We start from the raw sequence: 18063 nt of genomic DNA, 5'->3' as shown, positions 1-18063 counted from the left end.
TTCAAGGCAAAATATCTTAAGTAATTCACATTAACTAACTACTTAAAATAAGATAATCTATATACTTTTTTCCACTAGATAAATTTTATAGTTAAATAAAAAATAAAACGAAAAAAGAAGATCCTCATGGACCTTCTTTCAATTGAAGTATAACTCAAATTATTTAACAGTGCGGATACGCATAGTATTTGTACCACCAGAACCAACTGGAACACCAGCAACGATAACGATATTATCACCTGATTCTACAAGGCCAGATTCAACAGCAACACGTTCAGCAACATCAAACATGTCATCAGTTGAATCAGGTTTTTCAGTAACTACTGGAACAACACCCCAGTTAAGCATCAATGATTTTTGAGTAATTTCATCGAATGTTACTGCCAAGATGAGAGCATCTGGACGGTATTTAGAAATCAAACGAGCTGTGTTACCTGATTCAGTAAGCGCAACAACAAGTTTGATATCTATTGAGTTAGTAGCATCTTTAACTGCAGATGCAACAACTTCAGTTTTACTTGAGCGATCAAATGTTGATGAATCAAGACGACCATACTCTTTAAAGAGAGTTTGAGCGTTTTTATCAATTGTAGCCATTGTACGAACTGATTCAATTGGATATTTACCATTTGCGGTCTCACCAGAAAGCATTGTCGCATCAGTACCATCGATAACTGCGTTAAATACGTCAGATACTTCAGAACGAGTTGCACGTGGTTTTTCTGTCATTGTTTCAAGCATGTTTGTAGCTGTAACAACAACTTTACCAGCAGCATTTACTTTAGTGATAATCATTTTTTGGTAAACTGGAACCATTTCGAATGGTACTTCGATACCCATGTCACCACGAGCGATCATGATACCATCAGCAGCTTCAATGATTTCATCGAGATTATCGAGACCTTGTTGGTTTTCGATTTTAGCCAACAATTGAACATGGCCGTTTCCAGTTTCTTCACAGATAGCACGTACTTCTTGTACGTCTTTCGCAGTACGTACAAATGAGATTGCGATAAAGTTAAGTCCTTGTTCAAGACCAAAACGAATATCAGCATTATCACGTTCAGCAAGTGCTGGGAAAGGAATTTTAGTGTAAGGGATATTTACACCTTTTTGTTTAGCGATGATACCATCATTTTCAACTTCAACGATGAATTCACGTTTTTCAGTATCTTTGTCTACAACACGAAGACCAAGTTTACCATCATCGATAAGAACTTGTTTACCGACTTCGACATCATCAAAGATGTCAAGTCCACCAGCAACGTTCAAAGCGATAACGTCACGAGTTGATTTGATGCCTTGTTTAGTAGCAACACGAATTTGTTCACCAGTTTTGTATGCAAACTCTTTAGCATCATCTTCGAACAATTCAGTACGCATTTCAGGTCCCTTAGTATCAAGAAGGAAACCTACTTTTCGACCAGCAAGATCTTCAGCCATACGTACGACGTCCATACGTTCACCTTGCTCAGCGTGGTCACCATGTGAGAAGTTGAAACGGAAAACGTTAGCACCTTCCTTGATCAATTGAGCAATGTTTTTAGCAGATGCTTCACGGTCAAGTTTTTCACCCCAGTAACCATCTTCACCAAATTTCTTGCCACCACGGACTTCAACCGCAGGACCAAGTGTTGCAACGATTTTTACACGTTTATTCATGATAAATAAAAACTCCCTTATATTTATTGTCGCTTTTGCGACGGATTAACAATAATTAATAGAACCGCTATTATTTCAAGTTAGCTAAAGAACGGTTGAGGTCTGCAAAGTCAAGACGAGCTCTGTGTGGATTGTTTACGATAATTTTACCGTCTTCAGTAAGACTGAACAAAGCACCTTCTTCTGCAGTACCAAGGATTGGACTTTCAACAAGCTGTTCATTATGGATACCTACAGCAACACCACCAATTCCTTCTTTAAGAAGATCAACGGCATGCGCACCCATCCATGAAGCAAGAACACGGTCACGCGGAGTTGGTGAACCACCACGAACTACGTGCCCAATATTTGTAGCACGAAGGTCTGATGTATCTCCAGCTTCTTTCATTTTAGCTGCAAACTCTTCAGCCCCCATAACACCCTCAGCAAGTACAATAATGTGGTGAGTTTTTTCACCAGATTCGTAACCTTCTTTAACTTTACGAACCACTTCGTTGATGTCGTATTCTTCTTCTGGAACGATAATTTGGTCAGCACCTGAAGCAATACCAGCCCAAAGAGCGATATCACCAGCGTTACGTCCCATTACCTCAACGACAAAAGTACGTCCATGACTGAAAGCAGTGTCTTGAATTTTATCGATAGCTTCTGTAGCGGTAGCAACAGCAGTATCAAAACCAATTGTGTAGTCTGTTCCAACGATATCGTTATCGATAGTTCCTGGAAGACCAACTGCTGGGAAACCATGTTCAGTCAAACGCATAGCACCATGGTAAGAACCATCTCCACCAATAACAACTACACCTTCGATTCCATGTTTTTTAAGTTGCTCAATACCTTTAAGTTGACCTTCAAGTTGGGCAAACTCAGGATAGCGAGCAGACTGAAGGAAAGTACCACCACGGCTAAGGATGTTTTCTACGCCTTTGGCATCAAGTTTGAAGATATCTCCTTCAACCATACCAGCGTATCCACGGTTAATGCCGAATACTTCAATTCCTTCAGAAATTGCTTTGAGAACAACCGCACGAGCGGCAGCGTTCATACCAGGGGCATCTCCACCACTAGTCAAAACAGCAATACGTTTCATTATTCCTGATACTCCTTTTATATATTTAACATTTTCATTATAACACAAAGAATTCTAAATGGCTTTAAATTTGAAAAGTTTTATCGTTTTTTTTTTAACGTAAAACCGTTTTCAACACAAAAGGTGCTAATTCCCTATTAAGTTCTTCGTTCTTAGATACTTTATATCGTTGACTAACTATTGTTTCCTTGCTTCCCTGATAACGAATAACTACAGGAATATGTCCAGGATACTTGGCTAAAATTTGGGAAACTTCTAAATCTTTATCATGATTCTCTAGTAAAATCCAGAAACGCTCGGTGCTAGCTTCCTCAATATTTGAGAGAATTAATTGAACTCGTCCGTCGCGCTCTTGAGTTCGTCCCTCTAGATAAAAGAGACCACCTTCGCTTAACTTATCTTTATGATAGAAATAAGTTTCTGGAAAAAGAGTGACATCCAGTTTATTCACTCCATCAGAAACCCTTAGAAAAGCCATCTGGTCTCCCTTTTTCGTCCTGATAATGCGCACTGATTCAAGCTGAATCAAAACTGTAGCCTTACTATTTAAAGTCAAGTCAGAGATTGGTTGGTAGGGTCGTGATGCCATTTTTTGAGCCAAATGTAATGGATGCGTACTAAGCCCAACACCTAGCAAATCCTGCTCTATACTGTAGCGTTCTGTCTGACTATAGTCTTCATAATCTACCCAAGAATAAGACGACTCTGCAAACAAGCTCCCCAATTCATTGACAAAAGTAAGGAGGTTGCTTAAGTTTCCAATGATTTTCCGTCTATTAGGCTCAAAAATATCAAATAATCCGATTTGGATAAGAGGAGTCAGAATATCTACTTTTTGATATTTACTAGGGATACGCGTCAAAAAGTCTTCTATAGAAATGTATTTGCCATTTTGTTGGCGATCCTCAATTAGCCAAAGTGCAAAATCTCTGGGCAAACCTTTTATGGTTTTCAGACCTAATACAATCTTTCCATCAGAAATCTTGTCCAGATAAGGGACTCTATTGATATCGAGGCTAGTTAAGGAAAAGCCATTTTCAATTGCATCCTTTATGTAATCACTTGACGAATAATTTAACATGACGTCATAGAATATCTGAGGATAATGCGTTTTAAAATAAGCTAATTGGAAGGCTAGGGCTGAATAAGCATAGGCATGACTTCTATTAAAACCATAACCCGCAAACTTAGCCATCATACTAAAGAGGCGTTTAGCAATCTGTGGGTCACGTCCTAACTGACGACTTCCTTCCATGAATTGTTCGGACATCTTGGACATTTCATTGGCATCTTTTTTAGACATTGCCCGACGAAGCAAATCGGCTTTCCCAAGGCTAAAGCCAGCAAATACTTGGGCAATCTGCATAACCTGCTCTTGATAAAGCATGATACCATAGGTAGGCTCAAGAATTGGAGCAACCACTGGGTCAATGAGATCTACTTTCTCCTTACCATATTTACGAGCGATGAAATTATCTGTATAATCGCTAGCTCCTGGACGGTTGAGAGAGGTTGTCGCTACTACTTCTTCGAACTTAGTAGGTTTAATCCGTTTAAGGAGATTTATAGCACCTGCCTGCTCGAACTGAAAAATCCCCTTTGTCTTACCACTGGCAAAGAGCGCTAGGGTTTGTGAATCTTCCAAGTCAATTGATTTGATATCGATAGCGATTCCCTGTTCTTCTTCAAGCTTCTCCTTCATTTTTTGAACAAAGGTCAAATTTCGAAGGCCCAAGAAATCCATCTTAAGCAAGCCATTGGCCTCGACTGCGGAAGCATCGTACTGTGTGACCATCATGTCCTCACCAGCCTTAAGAGGAATATGGTTGGTCAGGTCATCATCACTCATCACGATACCTGCAGCATGTATGGAGGTTTGTCTTGGCTGACCTTCAATAGCCTTAGCAATTTCAAAAGCTCTCTGAAATTCCTGTCTCTGATTAATTAGCTGTCTGAATGACATATTTTTCTCATAGACGGTTGTCAAAGTATCTCGAAAAGATATTTTTTTACTGAGTTGAGATAGCTCAAATTCCTTAGCTCCAAAACGTTTAAAAACATCTCGGATAGCCTGCTTGGCCCCAAAAGTTGAAAAAGTAACAATCTGTGCAGAGTGCTTACTACCATAACGGTCTCTAACGTAATGAAGAAACTCACTTCGATAGATATCAGGCAAGTCAATATCGATATCAGGCATACTATAACGTTCCTCATTTAAGAAACGCTCAAAAAGTAAATCATTTTTAACTGGATCAATTCCAGTAATATCAAGGACATAGGCTACCAAACTCCCTGCAGCAGACCCACGTCCCATTCCCATATAATATCCACGACTACGACCAAAACGTAATAAATCCCAAACAATCAAGAAATAGTCATCAAAACCCATTTGATGTATTATTGACAATTCCTTGTCTAAACGTTCCTGATAAACTGGTTCTATTAACTCTTTACTATCTAATCCAGATTGAGCTAATTGACGCAATTGATCAACCGCTGGCATTTCACGATTAAAACGAGGAAGCTTCAGATTTGTATCAAATTGATAAGTGATATCTGAAACAAGCTGATTCAAATTGTTCAAAGCCTCTGGAAGTTTACTATAAGCTTCTTCCATTTCTTTAGCTGAGAAGAGGAGCTGATTCATAGGACAGATAGAGGCCTCAGACAAGGACACATTTTGTGAGATGGCATGTAACATCTGGATAGTCGAGCGATCTGCATTTTCAAAATAACGCATTGTATGTAAAGGAACCACAGGATAATCGAAATCTTTACCAGCGTCCTCAGGCCTTACCCCAATGAAAACTTCTGAGCCAAGATTCATCCCGGACTCCCAGTCCTCACTTGGAAGAATGAGGGCGATGTCATTCAGATAGTCTGAAAAAGACGTAAACTCGCGCTGCCCTGAAGAGAGCTCTGTTGCCAACTTCATCAAGTTTTTATAGCCCTGATTATTTTTAGCTAATAGGCGAAAGGCAATTTTTCTCCCTTCATAGAATAAATTAGCTTCTATTCCAATCAAGGGACGTAAACCATTTCTGATTGCAAGCTGGGCAAAATGATAGGCAGCATAGAGATTATCACGATCCATCAAACCAATACTATGATAGCCAAGCTCTTTGGCACGTTTTACATAGGTGTTTAAATCTACAACACTATCCATGAAACTATATACTGATTTTGTATCCAATTGTGCAAACATGAGGGCCTCCTTTCTATCTTTCTATTATAGCATACGGAACTTGTAAAAAGTCCACTACCATGTCAACTATAAAAAAACAAAAAGAATGAGTTAGAACAATAGTTTAAACATTATTCTTATCTCATTCTTTTTAGTACTCTTAGCTTTTTATTAACTCATCATTGCTTTCTGATAGCAGGTGTAATGTCAAAACAAGCTAGTCCTTTATTGCCAATATGAAGGACGTTGTTTTTCATAAGCAGCAATCAAATCTTCATATTGAAGAGTGATTCCAATATCATCAAGACCTTCAACCAATTTACGTTTCCACTCATGATCAATATCAAATGGAAATTCCCCAGCTGAAGATTTAATCACTTGGTTTGGAAGGTCAATCGTGATTTCTTCACCCGCAGGAAGAGCTGCCAATTTTTGACGTACTTCCAAGGGTTGAACGATTGGCAACATACCATTTTTCAATTCGTTGTTATAGTGGATATCTGAGAACGACCCAGCGATAACACATCGGAAACCGTAGTCTTCCAATGCCCATGCAGCGTGTTCACGAGATGATCCTGAACCAAAGTTATCACCAGTAACCAAAATGGTCGCATCTCGATACTCAGGTTTATTGAAGACAAAATCAGGATTTTCTTCGTAGTCATCATTAAGATAACGCCATTCAAACATCAAATTCTTACCGAAGCCTTTTTTATCAACAGCTTTCAAGAATTGTTTGGGAATGAGTTGGTCCGTATCGATGTTATCATTCATCAAAGGTACTGATTTCCCTGTATAGACGGTAAATTTTTCCATTATCTTCTCCCTTATGCTTGAACTTCTGGCATATCACGTACATCTACAAATTTACCAGCGATTGCTGCAGCTGCTGCCATTGCTGGACTACAAAGGTGAGTACGCGCTCCATATCCTTGACGTCCCTCGAAGTTACGGTTACTTGTAGAGGCACAATGAACACCTTCAGGAACGTGGTCTGGGTTCATTCCAAGACACATTGAACATCCTGGATCACGCCATTCAAATCCCGCATCCAAGAAAATTTTATCCAAACCAAGACGTTCAGCCTCTTTCTTAACTGGACGTGAGCCTGGAACAACAATAGCTGTCAAGGTCGGTGCGATATGTTTTCCCTTAACGAATTTAGCAGCTAACTCAAGGTCACTAAGACGTGCATTGGTACAAGAACCGATAAAGACATAACCAAGATCGATATCTTTAGCATATTCACCAGGCTTAACATCCATATACTCGTAAGCACGTTCATCATTAAAGTCCTTGATTTCTGGGAATGGTTGATCAAACTCAACACCCATCTCAGGGTTAGTTCCCCAAGTAACCATAGGAGCCAATTCAGAAACATCAATAGTGATTACTTTATCATATTCAGCGTCTGGATCTGAAACCAAAGTTTTCCAATCAGCCACTGCTTCTTCAAATTTCTCACCTTTAGGTGCGCATGGACGTCCCTCTACATAATCATAGGTCTTTTGATCTGGATTCATAAGACCCATCTTAGCACCAAATTCAATAGACATGTTACAAATGGTCATGCGTTCATCCATTGAAAGGGCATCGATAGCTTCACCACAATATTCGACTGCATATCCTACACCTGCATCTACACCATAACGAGCAATAAGGGCAAGGATAAAGTCTTTTGAATAGACACCTGGCTGAGGTTTACCAACAAACTCAACCTTCATTTTCTTAGGTTTCACTTGCCACAAACATTGTGTCGCAAAGACATGTTCTACCTCAGATGTACCAATACCAAAGGCGATGGCACCAAAAGCACCGTGGGTAGCCGTATGACTATCCCCACAAACTACAAATTTTCCTGGTTGACTACGACCTGTTTCAGGACCAACCATATGGACAATTCCCTGACGAGCAGTACCGTGGGTAGCCGCATCAATACCAAATTCCTCAACGTTTTTCGCCAAAGTATCAATTTGGTTTTTAGAAATAAGGTCACGAATATTAAAAATATCAACCGTAGGAACGTTGTGGTCAGTCGTACCGAAAGTTAAATCTGGACGACGCACTTTACGTCCAGCATCACGAAGACCTTGAAAGGCTTGTGGACTCGTAACCTCGTGAATATAATGTTGATCCACATACATCAATTGTGGTTCGCCCTCGTTTCCAGTAACAACGTGGCGTTCCCAAAGTTTATCAAAAATTGATTTTCCGCTCATAAAATACTCCAATTATAATCTAAAGATTGATTAATCTGAAAGTTTCGTTAGGATAAGGTATAAAAGAACGACATCTATAACAATACCTAAAAGCCAGCAGAGCTTAAAGTACCATTTATTAATTTTATGTCTAAATAGTCTCCCACCTAGAAAGGCACCAATACCACCAAAGATAATAGTCTGCAATAATAATGCCTTCTCAGAAATCCGTCTCTTATGATGAATAGCCTTATGTTTATCAAGGCCATAAACGGATAAGACGACTAGATTCCACACCAACAAAACACTTAGTAACACTAATTTCAGTGTCATGATTTTAGAGATTGCCAATAATAGCTGCTGTCATTTCAGCAGTAGATGCCTGACCACCCAAATCACGTGTCAAGATACCTTGATTCAAGGTCTTATCAACAGCATTTTCAATCAATTCTGCCCCTTCAGTTTCATTGAAACTTTCGCGCAACATCATAGCTACTGACAAAATCATTGAAATTGGATTAGCAATACCTTGACCAGCGATGTCTGGTGCTGAACCATGGATTGGTTCGTAAAGACTTGGGCCATTTTCAGAATGACTGGCAGATGGCATAACACCGAGGGTACCTGGAAGAACACTTGACTCATCAGATAAGATATCCCCAAAGAGGTTTTCAGTCACAACAACATCAAAACGAGCTGGGTTGGTAATCATAATCATTGCTGCACTATCAACGAGCTGGTGTTCAAGAGTTACATCTGGAAACTCCAATGAGACTTTATCAGCAACCTTACGCCACAATTTTGACGTCGCCAAAACATTTTGTTTATCAATGCTAGTAACCTTTTTACCACGGCCTTGGGCAATCTTGAAAGCACGTCGCATGATACGACGAATCTCATCAGCTGAATAATCATTGATATCACGAGCCTTATCTTCTTCTAAGATGTGCTCACCAAAGTAGATACCACCTGTAAGCTCACGAACAACAACAAAATCTACGCCTTCAATACGCTCAGGTTTAAGAGGTGACAAGTGTTTCAAAGCATCAAAGATGCGAACAGGACGGATATTAGCAAAAAGATTCAACTCCTTACGAATAGCCAAAAGTCCTTGTTCAGGACGAACTGGTGCATTGTCATATTTAGGTCCGCCAATAGCAGCCAAAAGGATAGCATCTGCCGATTTAGCAGCATCTAGAGTAGATTTAGGAAGTGGATGACCTTCAGCATCAATACCAGCACCACCAAAAGGTTTAGCATCAATATCATAATCAAATCCAATCTTTGAAGCTACTTTTTCAAGCACTTCAAGACCAGCTGCCATAATCTCAGGTCCAATTCCATCCCCTGAAAGTGTTACAATTTTCTTTGTCATGTTTAACTCCTCTTTGACTTATGGAAGGTCACGGTAAGAAACTTTTCGTGCCATCTCACCAGCATTTTCTTTTTGAACCAGCGTATTCGCATTAATATAAGCAATTGCTGAAGCTTTCAAGACGTCAAAGTCCAAACCTGAAGCATTGAAGATTGTATCTGTGTCTACATTTTCTACAGTTACAAGTACACGTGCTTGGGCATCAATACCATCAGTTACCGCATCGATATTATAAGAAGTCAAGCGGACTGTTTGATTGAAGAACTTATCGATAGCATTGAAAATAGCTTCAACTGACCCTTGACCATTTGCCAAAAATTCAACAGATTCACCATCTTCATTAGCCAAGCTTACTGTAGCAGTGATTGTTTCATCAGCATTAGTAGTCAAACGAAGATCTTCGAAGTGGAAACCTTCTGGATTATCTACACTTGTACCAGCAACAAGTGCACGAATATCTGCATCAGTAATATCATGTTTTTTCCCAGCCAAGACTTTAAATTTGGCAAAGAGTGGTTTGATATCTTCTTCCACAAAGTCAAGCTCAAGTTCTTTCAATTTTTCAACAAAGGCATGACGACCTGACAATTTACCAAGAGGAAGACTGTTACTCTTCACACCTACCAATTCTGGTGTGAAAATTTCATAAGTTTGTGGGTTCTTAAGAACACCATCTTGGTGGATACCTGATTCATGAGAGAAGGCATTTCCACCAACAACAGCTTTATTTTTAGGAACAGGAATTCCAGAGAAGCGAGAAACAAGCTCTGAAGTATTCATTGTTTCATTAAGCACAATATCACTTGTTGCTTGGAAAAAGTCTTCACGAATTTTCAAAGCAACAGCTACTTCTTCAAGAGCAACATTACCCGCACGTTCACCGATACCATTAACAGTTCCCTGTACACGTCCAGCACCGTGTTTAATTGCTGTCAAAGTATTTGCAGTTGCCATACCGAGGTCATCGTGACAGTGAACACCAAAAACAACTTTATGGTCTGATTTAATATTTTCAGTCAAATGATCAAAAATACGTGCAAACTCTTCTGGAGTCGTAAATCCTACTGTATCTGGAATATTAATATATGATGCACCAGCATCAACCGCTGTTTGAACAACTTCAGTCAAGAAATCAAGCTCCGTACGAGTAGCATCCTCTGGTGAAAACTCAACAACTTCAAATTTTGAACGTGCATATGATACATGCTCTTTTACAGCTTCAAGAATTTCTTCTTTTGATTTCTTCAATTTAAACTCACGGTGAATCGGACTTGTTGCGATAAAGACATGAATTTGTGGATACTTGGCATCTTTCAAAGCCTCATAACAAGCATCAATATCAGATTTTACTGAACGAGCCAAACCAGTAACAGAAGTTGTTGTCATAGCTTCCGCAATTTGTTTTACTGCCTCAAATGAATCTGGGCTAGCTGCAGGAAAACCTGCTTCGATTACAGAAATTCCCCATTTTTCAAGTTGTTTAGCAATGGCAACTTTTTCTTTGATTGAAAAGTTAACACCAGGTGTTTGTTCCCCATCACGAAGACTTGTATCAAAAAATTCAACTTTACGCATAGACAATCCTCTTTCTAAAAGTAAAAACGATAGTAGTAAAAAAACATCTCACTCGGAAACCCAAGCGAGATGTTTTGAACTCCCGCTTGGTAAGCCAAACAGGACTAATGCTTTTGCACTAGCCCTCATTACGCAATAGCAAAGTAGTTGTAGTTGCGAATGTCATCTGACTGATTTCCTTTCGATGTATCTTGTTTTATATGATACCTCTTTCAATCTCGAAAGTCAAGGAAAAAATACTGAATTGACTGACTTTTCTGACCGTTTTTTACAATTTTTTTCAGAAAAACAAAAAGCTGACCAAAGCCAGCTTTTCTAATTGTTCTTAATATCTACTTATCTCAGCTTATTTTCCGAGGTAGTATTCAGAAACAACGTTCAATTTTTCGTCAAATTCAAATACCAATGGTGGGAAGTTTGGAATTTCAACATCCATGATTTCGTCATCTGACAATTGTTTGATGTGTTTTACAAGGGCACGGATTGAGTTACCGTGTGCACCTACGAATACGTTTTTACCATCTTTAAGAGCTGGAGCGATTTTATCTTCCCAGAAAGGAAGCGCGCGTTCCAAAGTAACTTTCAAGTTTTCAGCATCTGGAATTACTGAATCGTCAAGTGAAGCGTAACGACGGTCTGTGTGTGCTGAGTGCTCATCATCACGGTCCATGTTTGGAGGCAATACATCGTATGAACGACGCCAGATGTGAACTTGCTCATCACCAAATTGTTCAGCAGCTTCAGCTTTGTTTTTACCAGTCAAACCACCGTAGTGACGTTCGTTCAAGCGCCATGATTTTTCAACTGGAACCCAAAGTTGGTCAGATGCTTCAAGAGCCAAGTTAGTTGTTTTGATCGCACGTTTCAATACTGAAGTGTATGCTTGGTCAAATTCAATACCAGCTTCTTTAATCAATTTACCAGCGTCGATAGCTTGTTGAGTACCTTTTTCAGAAAGATCTACGTCAGCCCAACCTGTGAAAAGGTTAGCTTTGTTCCATTCAGACTCACCGTGGCGAGCGAAAACCAATTTTACCATTAGTTATGTCTCCTTTTTATTTTGGGTTAAACCCATTTACTCTATCTATTCTACCCAAAAAACCTTGAAAAAGCTAGCAAAATCCAAAAAATTCTGTAAAATTCTACTGCTTCATTCCTTTGTCAAATTGGAACTAAGCGAAATTTTAAATCAGAAGCTTATACCTATCCATTATTTCCTTGTTTTAGGTCTTCTTTCATGCTAAAATGGGATGAAAATAGTAACATTTTACGTTGTGATCTTTAAGGAGGATCTTATGGTTTCTACTGCTACAAAAATTGGTAAGTTTACGTTTGATAACTGTCTTATGAATGCTGCTGGTGTTTACTGCATGACTAAAGAAGAGTTGGGAGAGGTTGAAGCTTCAGCTGCTGGTTCATTTGTCACCAAAACAGGGACACTTGAGGCACGTCCTGGTAACCCAGAACCTCGTTATGTCAATGTACCCCTTGGTTCAATCAACTCAATGGGGTTGCCAAATAACGGTTTTGAATATTATCTTGACTATGTCATTGAATTGCAAAATCAACCCAATACAAAAAATCATTTCCTCTCACTAGTAGGTCTCTCACCAGAAGAAACACACACTATTCTTAAAAAAGTTCAAGAAAGTGACTATGAGGGACTCGTTGAACTCAACCTTTCATGTCCTAACGTTCCAGGTAAACCTCAAATTGCTTACGATTTTGAAACCACAACTGAGATCCTTACTGAAGTCTTCGCTTACTTTACAAAACCTCTTGGTGTGAAATTACCACCATATTTTGATATTGTCCACTTTGATCAAGCAGCTGCTGTTTTCAACCAATTCCCTCTTGTCTTCGTTAACTGTGTGAACTCTATTGGTAATGGACTTTACATTGAAGATGAGTCTGTTGTCATCAAACCCAAAAATGGCTTTGGTGGTATCGGTGGTGATTACATTAAACCTACTGCCTTGGCAAACGTTCATGCTTTCTACCAACGTTTGAAACCTGAAATCCAAATTATTGGTACCGGTGGTGTGAAATCTGGTCGTGATGCTTTTGAACATATCCTTTGTGGCGCAAGTATGGTGCAAGTAGGTACTGCACTTCAAAAAGAAGGTATTGCTATCTTTGATCGTATCACTAAAGAACTCAAAGAAATCATGGAAGAAAAAGGTTATGAAACTATTGAAGACTTTCGTGGAAAACTACACTATATTGACTAGATAACCAAAAAGAGCTTGGATTTTTTCCAAACTCTTTTTATCTTTATTAGAGGATGAGTTTCTCTTCTTATACGAGACTATCATCATCTCGTTCATCCCAGACTTCAAAAGGATCCTTGCCCTCTTTTTGGGCTTGAAGACGCTTTTGACGAGCTTCTTCGATCTGTTCTTCACTTGGCTTCATCAGTTTACTAATAGCAAAAATGGCCGATAACTTAATAACAGTAAAAACCAAAAGAAAGATCAATACCACTGTTATGTTTTTCATAGTTTTCCTTATATTTTTTGTATAAATCAAAACCCCTAAAAGCTTAGGGGTTTTAACATTATTTAACTGCGTCTTTAAGAGCTTTACCAGCTTTAAATGCAGGAACTTTAGAAGCTGCAATTGAGATAGCTTCACCAGTTTGTGGGTTACGACCTTGACGAGCAGCGCGTTCGCGTACTTCAAAGTTACCGAAACCAATCAATTGTACTTTTTCACCTGCAGCAAGGAATTCTTCGATAGAAGCGAAAACCGCATCTACAGCTGCTGCTGAATCTTTTTTAGTAAGCTCAGTTGCTTCTGCAACTTTAGCGATCAAATCTTGTTTGTTAGCCATTGTAACAATCCTCCAATTTATTTCTAAGCGAATAGTATTTTTAGCGCTTGGACAAGTATTATCTTATCCTAAAAGCCTTATGAGGTCAAGTAATAAACGCTAATTTAATCGCTTTTTTGTAAAAAGTAAAGCCTTTTTAATTTATTGTCTTATAGATGTCAAATTCGATACGGTCGTTAACCAAATCGAAACTCTGAGCACGTGCTGTTATACCCTTATCATTCTTCATAGACTGAATATTTAGGGTAACCTTTCCCTTTTTGCTGTCAATGGCAATGTAATCAGGAAGTTTTGTTGAACGTTTAATCATCTTAAGAGCATCTGAAACAGGGAGTTTCAAGCTCCCTGCCGAGAGCTCAGACACTTGAAGAACAACAGCACCCGATTCACTTACAAGAGGCGTAAAGTAAACATAGAGGGGTACTGCGTGACCTAAGACCTTGTAACTACTCTCAAAAACAATTTTGGAATTGGTAACATTGACCTTGAAACGCATTTTATCCGTAGAATAATCTTGGGCAAACCCTGTAAGAGCCGCATCAAGCTCCTCTTTACTCATACTATACTTTCCAATTTTAGTAGCTCCTTTAGGTAAGGATACTGAGCTCGTTTCGACTGGTGTCATGATTCTAACTGTCACGACACTAATTAGGGCTAGATTTAAGGCTAAAAGTCCCAAAAATAACCATTTCCATAGCTTACTCACCTGACCACTCCTTCTTTGTTTGGTTAATACGTTTCAAAATCGCATCTGACATAATTTGATAACCTGTGTTGTTGGGATGAAAATGATCATCCTCGAATAGAGCATCGTTTAAACTATCTTGGGATGATTTGGTAGACTGAGATGTTTCATCAGAACTCGTCACTCCACCTTTACCATCAATTCCCTTATAGAGCAAATCATTAACTGGAACAAAGTAGACATTGTCGTACTCCTTACACACTTCTTCGGTAGACTGGTTCCAATTATCAACAATGGTTTGCATTTCTGTCATCTCTGGAAAATTAAGATAAAAAGGATTGTAAATACCAACAATATAAATTGGTAATGTTTTATTATCCTTACGAGCTAGCTCAATAATCTGTCGCAATCTCTTTTGGTAATCTACAGCAGGTTTGCTAAAAGTATTTACATTAAGATTGGTGATATTATCCTTAATGACGTGAATCACATCATTTCCACCAACAGTCAAAGTCATCAATTTTGCCTTTTTGAGATCCCTTTGGATATCCTTCTTTTCCTGCATTCTCTTGAGGATTTGATTACTGGTATTTCCTGCGATACCATAGTTGCGAGAAGTCACTTGCCAATTAAAATCTGACTCTAACGCCTGAGATAAAACAGGAACGAAGCCTCCTTGATTACTGCTATCACCTACACCTTGAGTAAGTGAGTCTCCAATGGCCACATAAGTTACCTTTTCTTTTTTTACAGACCTTATCTTGTCAGCAATCTTTGATGACTGATGATTGCTCGGTACAATAAAAATGAATAGCACCACAAATAATAGGAAAAGCAAGAAGAAGCCTACAAGGCTTCTAAGTAATTCTGATTCTTTCAATTTATTCATAGCGAACCATTATGGCAAAAGCACCTTCACCGGTATGTGTTTGAATGATGGATCCAGTCTCAAGAATTGAAATTGGGGCACCCAGAACTTCAAGTTTTGAAGCAAATTCATGTGCCAACTCAGGTGTTCCAGCATAAGAAATGCCTATCTCAGCAATCTTACGATCCTTGATAGCATCAATGTAAGAATCCAACCATTTCGTGAAAGTTTTTGCACCACGACCTTTAGCAATAGTATTTAACTGATAGTCTTTCAATTCCATAATAACACGGATATTGAGCAATGATGACAAGAGTCCTGTAACACGACCAATGCGACCACCCTTGACAAGATTTTCAAGGGTAGAGACACCAATATGAAGTTCAGATTTACTTTTCACTTCTTCTACACGTGCCACAATGTCTTCAAGACTAGCCCCTGCTTGGGCAAGTTTAGCAGCCTCAACTACTTGGAATTTGAGGCACTGATCTGTAAAACCTGAGTCTAAAACTGTTACATCAGCTCCTGAAAGGCTAGCTCCTTGACGCGAAGCCTCACATGTACCAGAAAGAGTATGCATAAGATGGATGGCCACAATTTGCTCTGCACCATCTTTAACCAATTTTTCATATGTCTCAGCAAACAACCCCACTGGTGGTTGGCTTGTCTTTGGTAACTCTTTACTATGCTTCATCATTTCTAGGAAACGACCTTCTTCACGAAGGTCACTATCTGAATAGATGACACCATCCACCATAACTGACAATGGAACAACAGTGATATTGTATTTTTCAACCAATTCTGGTTCAATCGTGATTGACGAATCGGTTACAATTCTGATTTTACTCATATTTCTCTCGCTTAACACAAATTTTTATTCTATTATAGCACGACTAGAGAGGTTTTCCCAACTCTTTTCCTAAACTGGTTCATCCACTTTTAATAAAGCTCTAGCTTGGCTCAAGGCAGCTTGCGTCACATTGTCACCGGCCAACATCTTAGCAATTTCTTGAACCCTTTCCTCAGGTGTCAAGAGACGAACACGGGATACCGTTGTCTCGTTATCACTTTCTTTAGAGATAAAGAATTGATAATCTGCAATAGCGATTACTTGAGGAAGGTGACTGATAGCCAATACCTGTCCATGACTTCCAATCTTATGAATCTTCTGTGCGATAGCCTGGGCTACGCGGCCTGACACCCCAGTATCAACCTCGTCAAAGACAATACTAGTTTTATCTTCTTTTCGGGCAAAGGCTGACTTAATGGCTAGCATAAGTCGTGACAATTCACCACCAGATGCAACCTTAACTAGCGGTTTAAAGCCTTCACCTGGATTTGTTGAAATGTAAAACTCAACTTGTTCATTACCATCACGGTTAAATTTCCCCTTAGTAAAGGTAACTTTAAAATCAGCCTTATCCATATACAGATCACATAACTCAGTCTTTATCTCTGACTCAAGAGCCTTTGCAATCTGATGTCGTGCCCTTTGCAAGGTCTCTGCAGATGCGAGTAAGTCTTTTTCAAGTTGCTTAAGCTCTTGTTCCATAGCATCCGATGAGCTGGAATTTCCGGTCAGAAGATTGTATTCCTTAGTCGAATTGTCCAGGTAATCCAAGACATCATCGACAGTTCCACCATATTTACGGGTAATGGCATTAATCGTATCTAAACGGTGTTCAATCTCTTGCAAACGCCCAGCATTAAAATCTAAATTATCTACAAGATCTCCCAACTGTTTAGTGACATCCTCAAGGACATAATAGGCTTCCGATAAATTATTAGAGAGTTCTTTATAATCATAGTCATACTCTTCAAGAGATTGGAGATCATTCATGGCAGAACGAACATTTGATAGACTTGAATAATCTTCATTATCCAGCATAACATAGGCATTCGTTAGGGTATCAGCAATCTGCTTATGATTGAGGTGTTTATCTCGCTCCTTCATCAAAGCTAAATCCTCACCTGTTTTTAGAGAGGCTGCTTCAATTTCTGCAATCTGAAAAGCTAGCATTTCTATTCGAGCCTTATGCTCTTTCTCGTTTTTCTGTTTTTCAAGAACAGCTTTTCTTAGCTCACGGTAACGATCAAAGTATTCCTGATATTCTTTTTTTGTTTGAAAAAAATCCTTGTCACCAAAGGCATCAAGCATGCTTATGTGAAGAGCAGGTCTCATAAGTTCTTCTTGGTCATGCTGACCATGGATATCTACCAAAAAGTGTCCAACAGTTTTAAGGATCGTTAAATTAACCATTTGACCGTTGATACGACTGACACTTCGACCATTTTGGAAAATTTCACGGCGGATAATCAATTCATCTTCAACAGGTATCCCATTGTCTTCCAGGATGCTAATCAGGGCTGGATTTTGTTCGATTGAAAAGAAGCCCTGAATCTCCGCCTTAGGAGCTGAATGACGGACAACCTCGCTAGAGGCCCTGGCCCCCAACATAAGATTCATGGCATCAATGATAATGGATTTTCCTGCCCCAGTCTCTCCGGTAAGAACAGTCATTCCATTTTCAAAGTTAAGAGAAATTTCTTCAATAATTGCGAAATTCTTTATCGTAATTTCGAGAAGCATGCT

At 39.1% G+C, this 18063-nt stretch carries 16 protein-coding genes; 1 reads left to right on the top strand and 15 read right to left on the bottom strand.

Going from position 1 to position 18063, the window contains the following annotated elements; genetic code table 11:
* Positions 1–159 precede the first annotated feature (159 nt).
* The 9 genes from pyk to RWZ99_RS04360 form a co-directional block, all read right to left on the bottom strand.
* Complete coding sequence (pyk, locus tag RWZ99_RS04400; RefSeq protein WP_314676681.1) at positions 160–1662, bottom strand: pyruvate kinase; 1503 nt, start codon at positions 1660–1662, stop codon at positions 160–162.
* 70 nt (positions 1663–1732) lie between these two features.
* On the bottom strand, positions 1733–2752 hold the full coding sequence (gene pfkA, locus RWZ99_RS04395; RefSeq protein ID WP_314676679.1) for a 6-phosphofructokinase: 1020 nt from the start codon (positions 2750–2752) through the stop codon (positions 1733–1735).
* 94 nt (positions 2753–2846) lie between these two features.
* Positions 2847–5957: a DNA polymerase III subunit alpha gene (locus tag RWZ99_RS04390; protein ID WP_314676678.1), complete on the bottom strand. Its 3111-nt coding sequence runs from the start codon at positions 5955–5957 to the stop codon at positions 2847–2849.
* Positions 5958–6161: 204 nt separating this feature from the next.
* The gene (gene leuD, locus RWZ99_RS04385) at positions 6162–6752 is read right to left on the bottom strand and encodes a 3-isopropylmalate dehydratase small subunit (protein WP_002884116.1); all 591 of its coding nucleotides are present in this window, start codon (positions 6750–6752) and stop codon (positions 6162–6164) included.
* 11 nt (positions 6753–6763) lie between these two features.
* Positions 6764–8155, bottom strand: a complete 1392-nt coding sequence (leuC, locus tag RWZ99_RS04380; RefSeq protein ID WP_013990716.1) for a 3-isopropylmalate dehydratase large subunit — start codon at positions 8153–8155, stop codon at positions 6764–6766.
* A 30-nt stretch (positions 8156–8185) separates the two neighbouring features.
* Positions 8186–8467 carry a DUF1294 domain-containing protein gene (locus RWZ99_RS04375; RefSeq protein WP_314676675.1) on the bottom strand — a complete coding sequence of 94 codons (282 nt, stop codon included), beginning with the start codon at positions 8465–8467 and terminating at the stop codon, positions 8186–8188.
* Positions 8468–8471: 4 nt separating this feature from the next.
* On the bottom strand, positions 8472–9509 hold the full coding sequence (gene leuB, locus RWZ99_RS04370) for a 3-isopropylmalate dehydrogenase (RefSeq protein ID WP_314676674.1): 1038 nt from the start codon (positions 9507–9509) through the stop codon (positions 8472–8474).
* Between the two features lie 18 nt (positions 9510–9527).
* The gene (locus tag RWZ99_RS04365; RefSeq protein ID WP_004182645.1) at positions 9528–11084 is read right to left on the bottom strand and encodes a 2-isopropylmalate synthase; all 1557 of its coding nucleotides are present in this window, start codon (positions 11082–11084) and stop codon (positions 9528–9530) included.
* Between the two features lie 346 nt (positions 11085–11430).
* Positions 11431–12123, bottom strand: coding sequence for a phosphoglycerate mutase (locus tag RWZ99_RS04360; protein WP_042768625.1), 693 nt, complete (start codon positions 12121–12123; stop codon positions 11431–11433).
* A gap of 256 nt (positions 12124–12379) precedes the next feature.
* Between RWZ99_RS04360 and RWZ99_RS04355 the strand changes: the two genes are divergently transcribed.
* The gene (locus RWZ99_RS04355; protein ID WP_314676673.1) at positions 12380–13315 is read left to right on the top strand and encodes a dihydroorotate oxidase; all 936 of its coding nucleotides are present in this window, start codon (positions 12380–12382) and stop codon (positions 13313–13315) included.
* Positions 13316–13382: 67 nt separating this feature from the next.
* Here RWZ99_RS04355 and RWZ99_RS04350 read toward each other — a convergent pair whose 3' ends face one another.
* The 6 genes from RWZ99_RS04350 to recN form a co-directional block, all read right to left on the bottom strand.
* Positions 13383–13583 (bottom strand): hypothetical protein, encoded by a 201-nt coding sequence (locus RWZ99_RS04350; protein ID WP_314676672.1) that lies wholly within the window; start codon positions 13581–13583, stop codon positions 13383–13385.
* Between the two features lie 58 nt (positions 13584–13641).
* A complete protein-coding gene (locus tag RWZ99_RS04345; protein WP_002884048.1) occupies positions 13642–13917 on the bottom strand; it encodes an HU family DNA-binding protein in 276 nt (91 codons plus the stop codon).
* A 136-nt stretch (positions 13918–14053) separates the two neighbouring features.
* Positions 14054–14623, bottom strand: a complete 570-nt coding sequence (locus RWZ99_RS04340) for a YpmS family protein (RefSeq protein ID WP_314676671.1) — start codon at positions 14621–14623, stop codon at positions 14054–14056.
* On the bottom strand, positions 14616–15491 hold the full coding sequence (locus RWZ99_RS04335) for an SGNH/GDSL hydrolase family protein (protein WP_314676670.1): 876 nt from the start codon (positions 15489–15491) through the stop codon (positions 14616–14618). The genes RWZ99_RS04340 and RWZ99_RS04335 overlap by 8 nt, the downstream gene beginning before the upstream one ends.
* Positions 15484–16320 carry a DegV family protein gene (locus tag RWZ99_RS04330; protein ID WP_314676669.1) on the bottom strand — a complete coding sequence of 279 codons (837 nt, stop codon included), beginning with the start codon at positions 16318–16320 and terminating at the stop codon, positions 15484–15486. The genes RWZ99_RS04335 and RWZ99_RS04330 overlap by 8 nt, the downstream gene beginning before the upstream one ends.
* A gap of 69 nt (positions 16321–16389) precedes the next feature.
* Entirely contained in the window at positions 16390–18060 is a 1671-nt protein-coding gene (gene recN, locus RWZ99_RS04325; RefSeq protein ID WP_314676668.1) for a DNA repair protein RecN, read from the bottom strand.
* Between the last annotated feature and the right edge of the window lie 3 nt (positions 18061–18063).

Origin of the sequence: uncultured Streptococcus sp. (assembly GCF_963545685.1) — a bacterium.
In the GTDB taxonomy this organism is placed as follows: Bacteria; Bacillota; Bacilli; order Lactobacillales; family Streptococcaceae; genus Streptococcus.
The sequence above is the reverse complement of the archived record's forward strand: the minus strand, read 5'-3'. Positions and strand labels throughout refer to the sequence as shown.

Bases quoted from the DNA above. Each gene is read 5' to 3' on its own strand.
- pyk (WP_314676681.1), bottom strand. From the start codon at position 1,662: ATGAATAAACGTGTAAAAATCGTTGCAACACTTGGTCCTGCGGTTGAA.
- pfkA (WP_314676679.1), bottom strand. From the start codon at position 2,752: ATGAAACGTATTGCTGTTTTGACTAGTGGTGGAGATGCCCCTGGTATG.
- RWZ99_RS04390 (WP_314676678.1), bottom strand. From the start codon at position 5,957: ATGTTTGCACAATTGGATACAAAATCAGTATATAGTTTCATGGATAGT.
- leuD (WP_002884116.1), bottom strand. From the start codon at position 6,752: ATGGAAAAATTTACCGTCTATACAGGGAAATCAGTACCTTTGATGAAT.
- leuC (WP_013990716.1), bottom strand. From the start codon at position 8,155: ATGAGCGGAAAATCAATTTTTGATAAACTTTGGGAACGCCACGTTGTT.
- RWZ99_RS04375 (WP_314676675.1), bottom strand. From the start codon at position 8,467: ATGACACTGAAATTAGTGTTACTAAGTGTTTTGTTGGTGTGGAATCTA.
- leuB (WP_314676674.1), bottom strand. From the start codon at position 9,509: ATGACAAAGAAAATTGTAACACTTTCAGGGGATGGAATTGGACCTGAG.
- RWZ99_RS04365 (WP_004182645.1), bottom strand. From the start codon at position 11,084: ATGCGTAAAGTTGAATTTTTTGATACAAGTCTTCGTGATGGGGAACAA.
- RWZ99_RS04360 (WP_042768625.1), bottom strand. From the start codon at position 12,123: ATGGTAAAATTGGTTTTCGCTCGCCACGGTGAGTCTGAATGGAACAAA.
- RWZ99_RS04355 (WP_314676673.1), top strand. From the start codon at position 12,380: ATGGTTTCTACTGCTACAAAAATTGGTAAGTTTACGTTTGATAACTGT.
- RWZ99_RS04350 (WP_314676672.1), bottom strand. From the start codon at position 13,583: ATGAAAAACATAACAGTGGTATTGATCTTTCTTTTGGTTTTTACTGTT.
- RWZ99_RS04345 (WP_002884048.1), bottom strand. From the start codon at position 13,917: ATGGCTAACAAACAAGATTTGATCGCTAAAGTTGCAGAAGCAACTGAG.
- RWZ99_RS04335 (WP_314676670.1), bottom strand. From the start codon at position 15,491: ATGAATAAATTGAAAGAATCAGAATTACTTAGAAGCCTTGTAGGCTTC.
- RWZ99_RS04330 (WP_314676669.1), bottom strand. From the start codon at position 16,320: ATGAGTAAAATCAGAATTGTAACCGATTCGTCAATCACGATTGAACCA.
- recN (WP_314676668.1), bottom strand. From the start codon at position 18,060: ATGCTTCTCGAAATTACGATAAAGAATTTCGCAATTATTGAAGAAATT.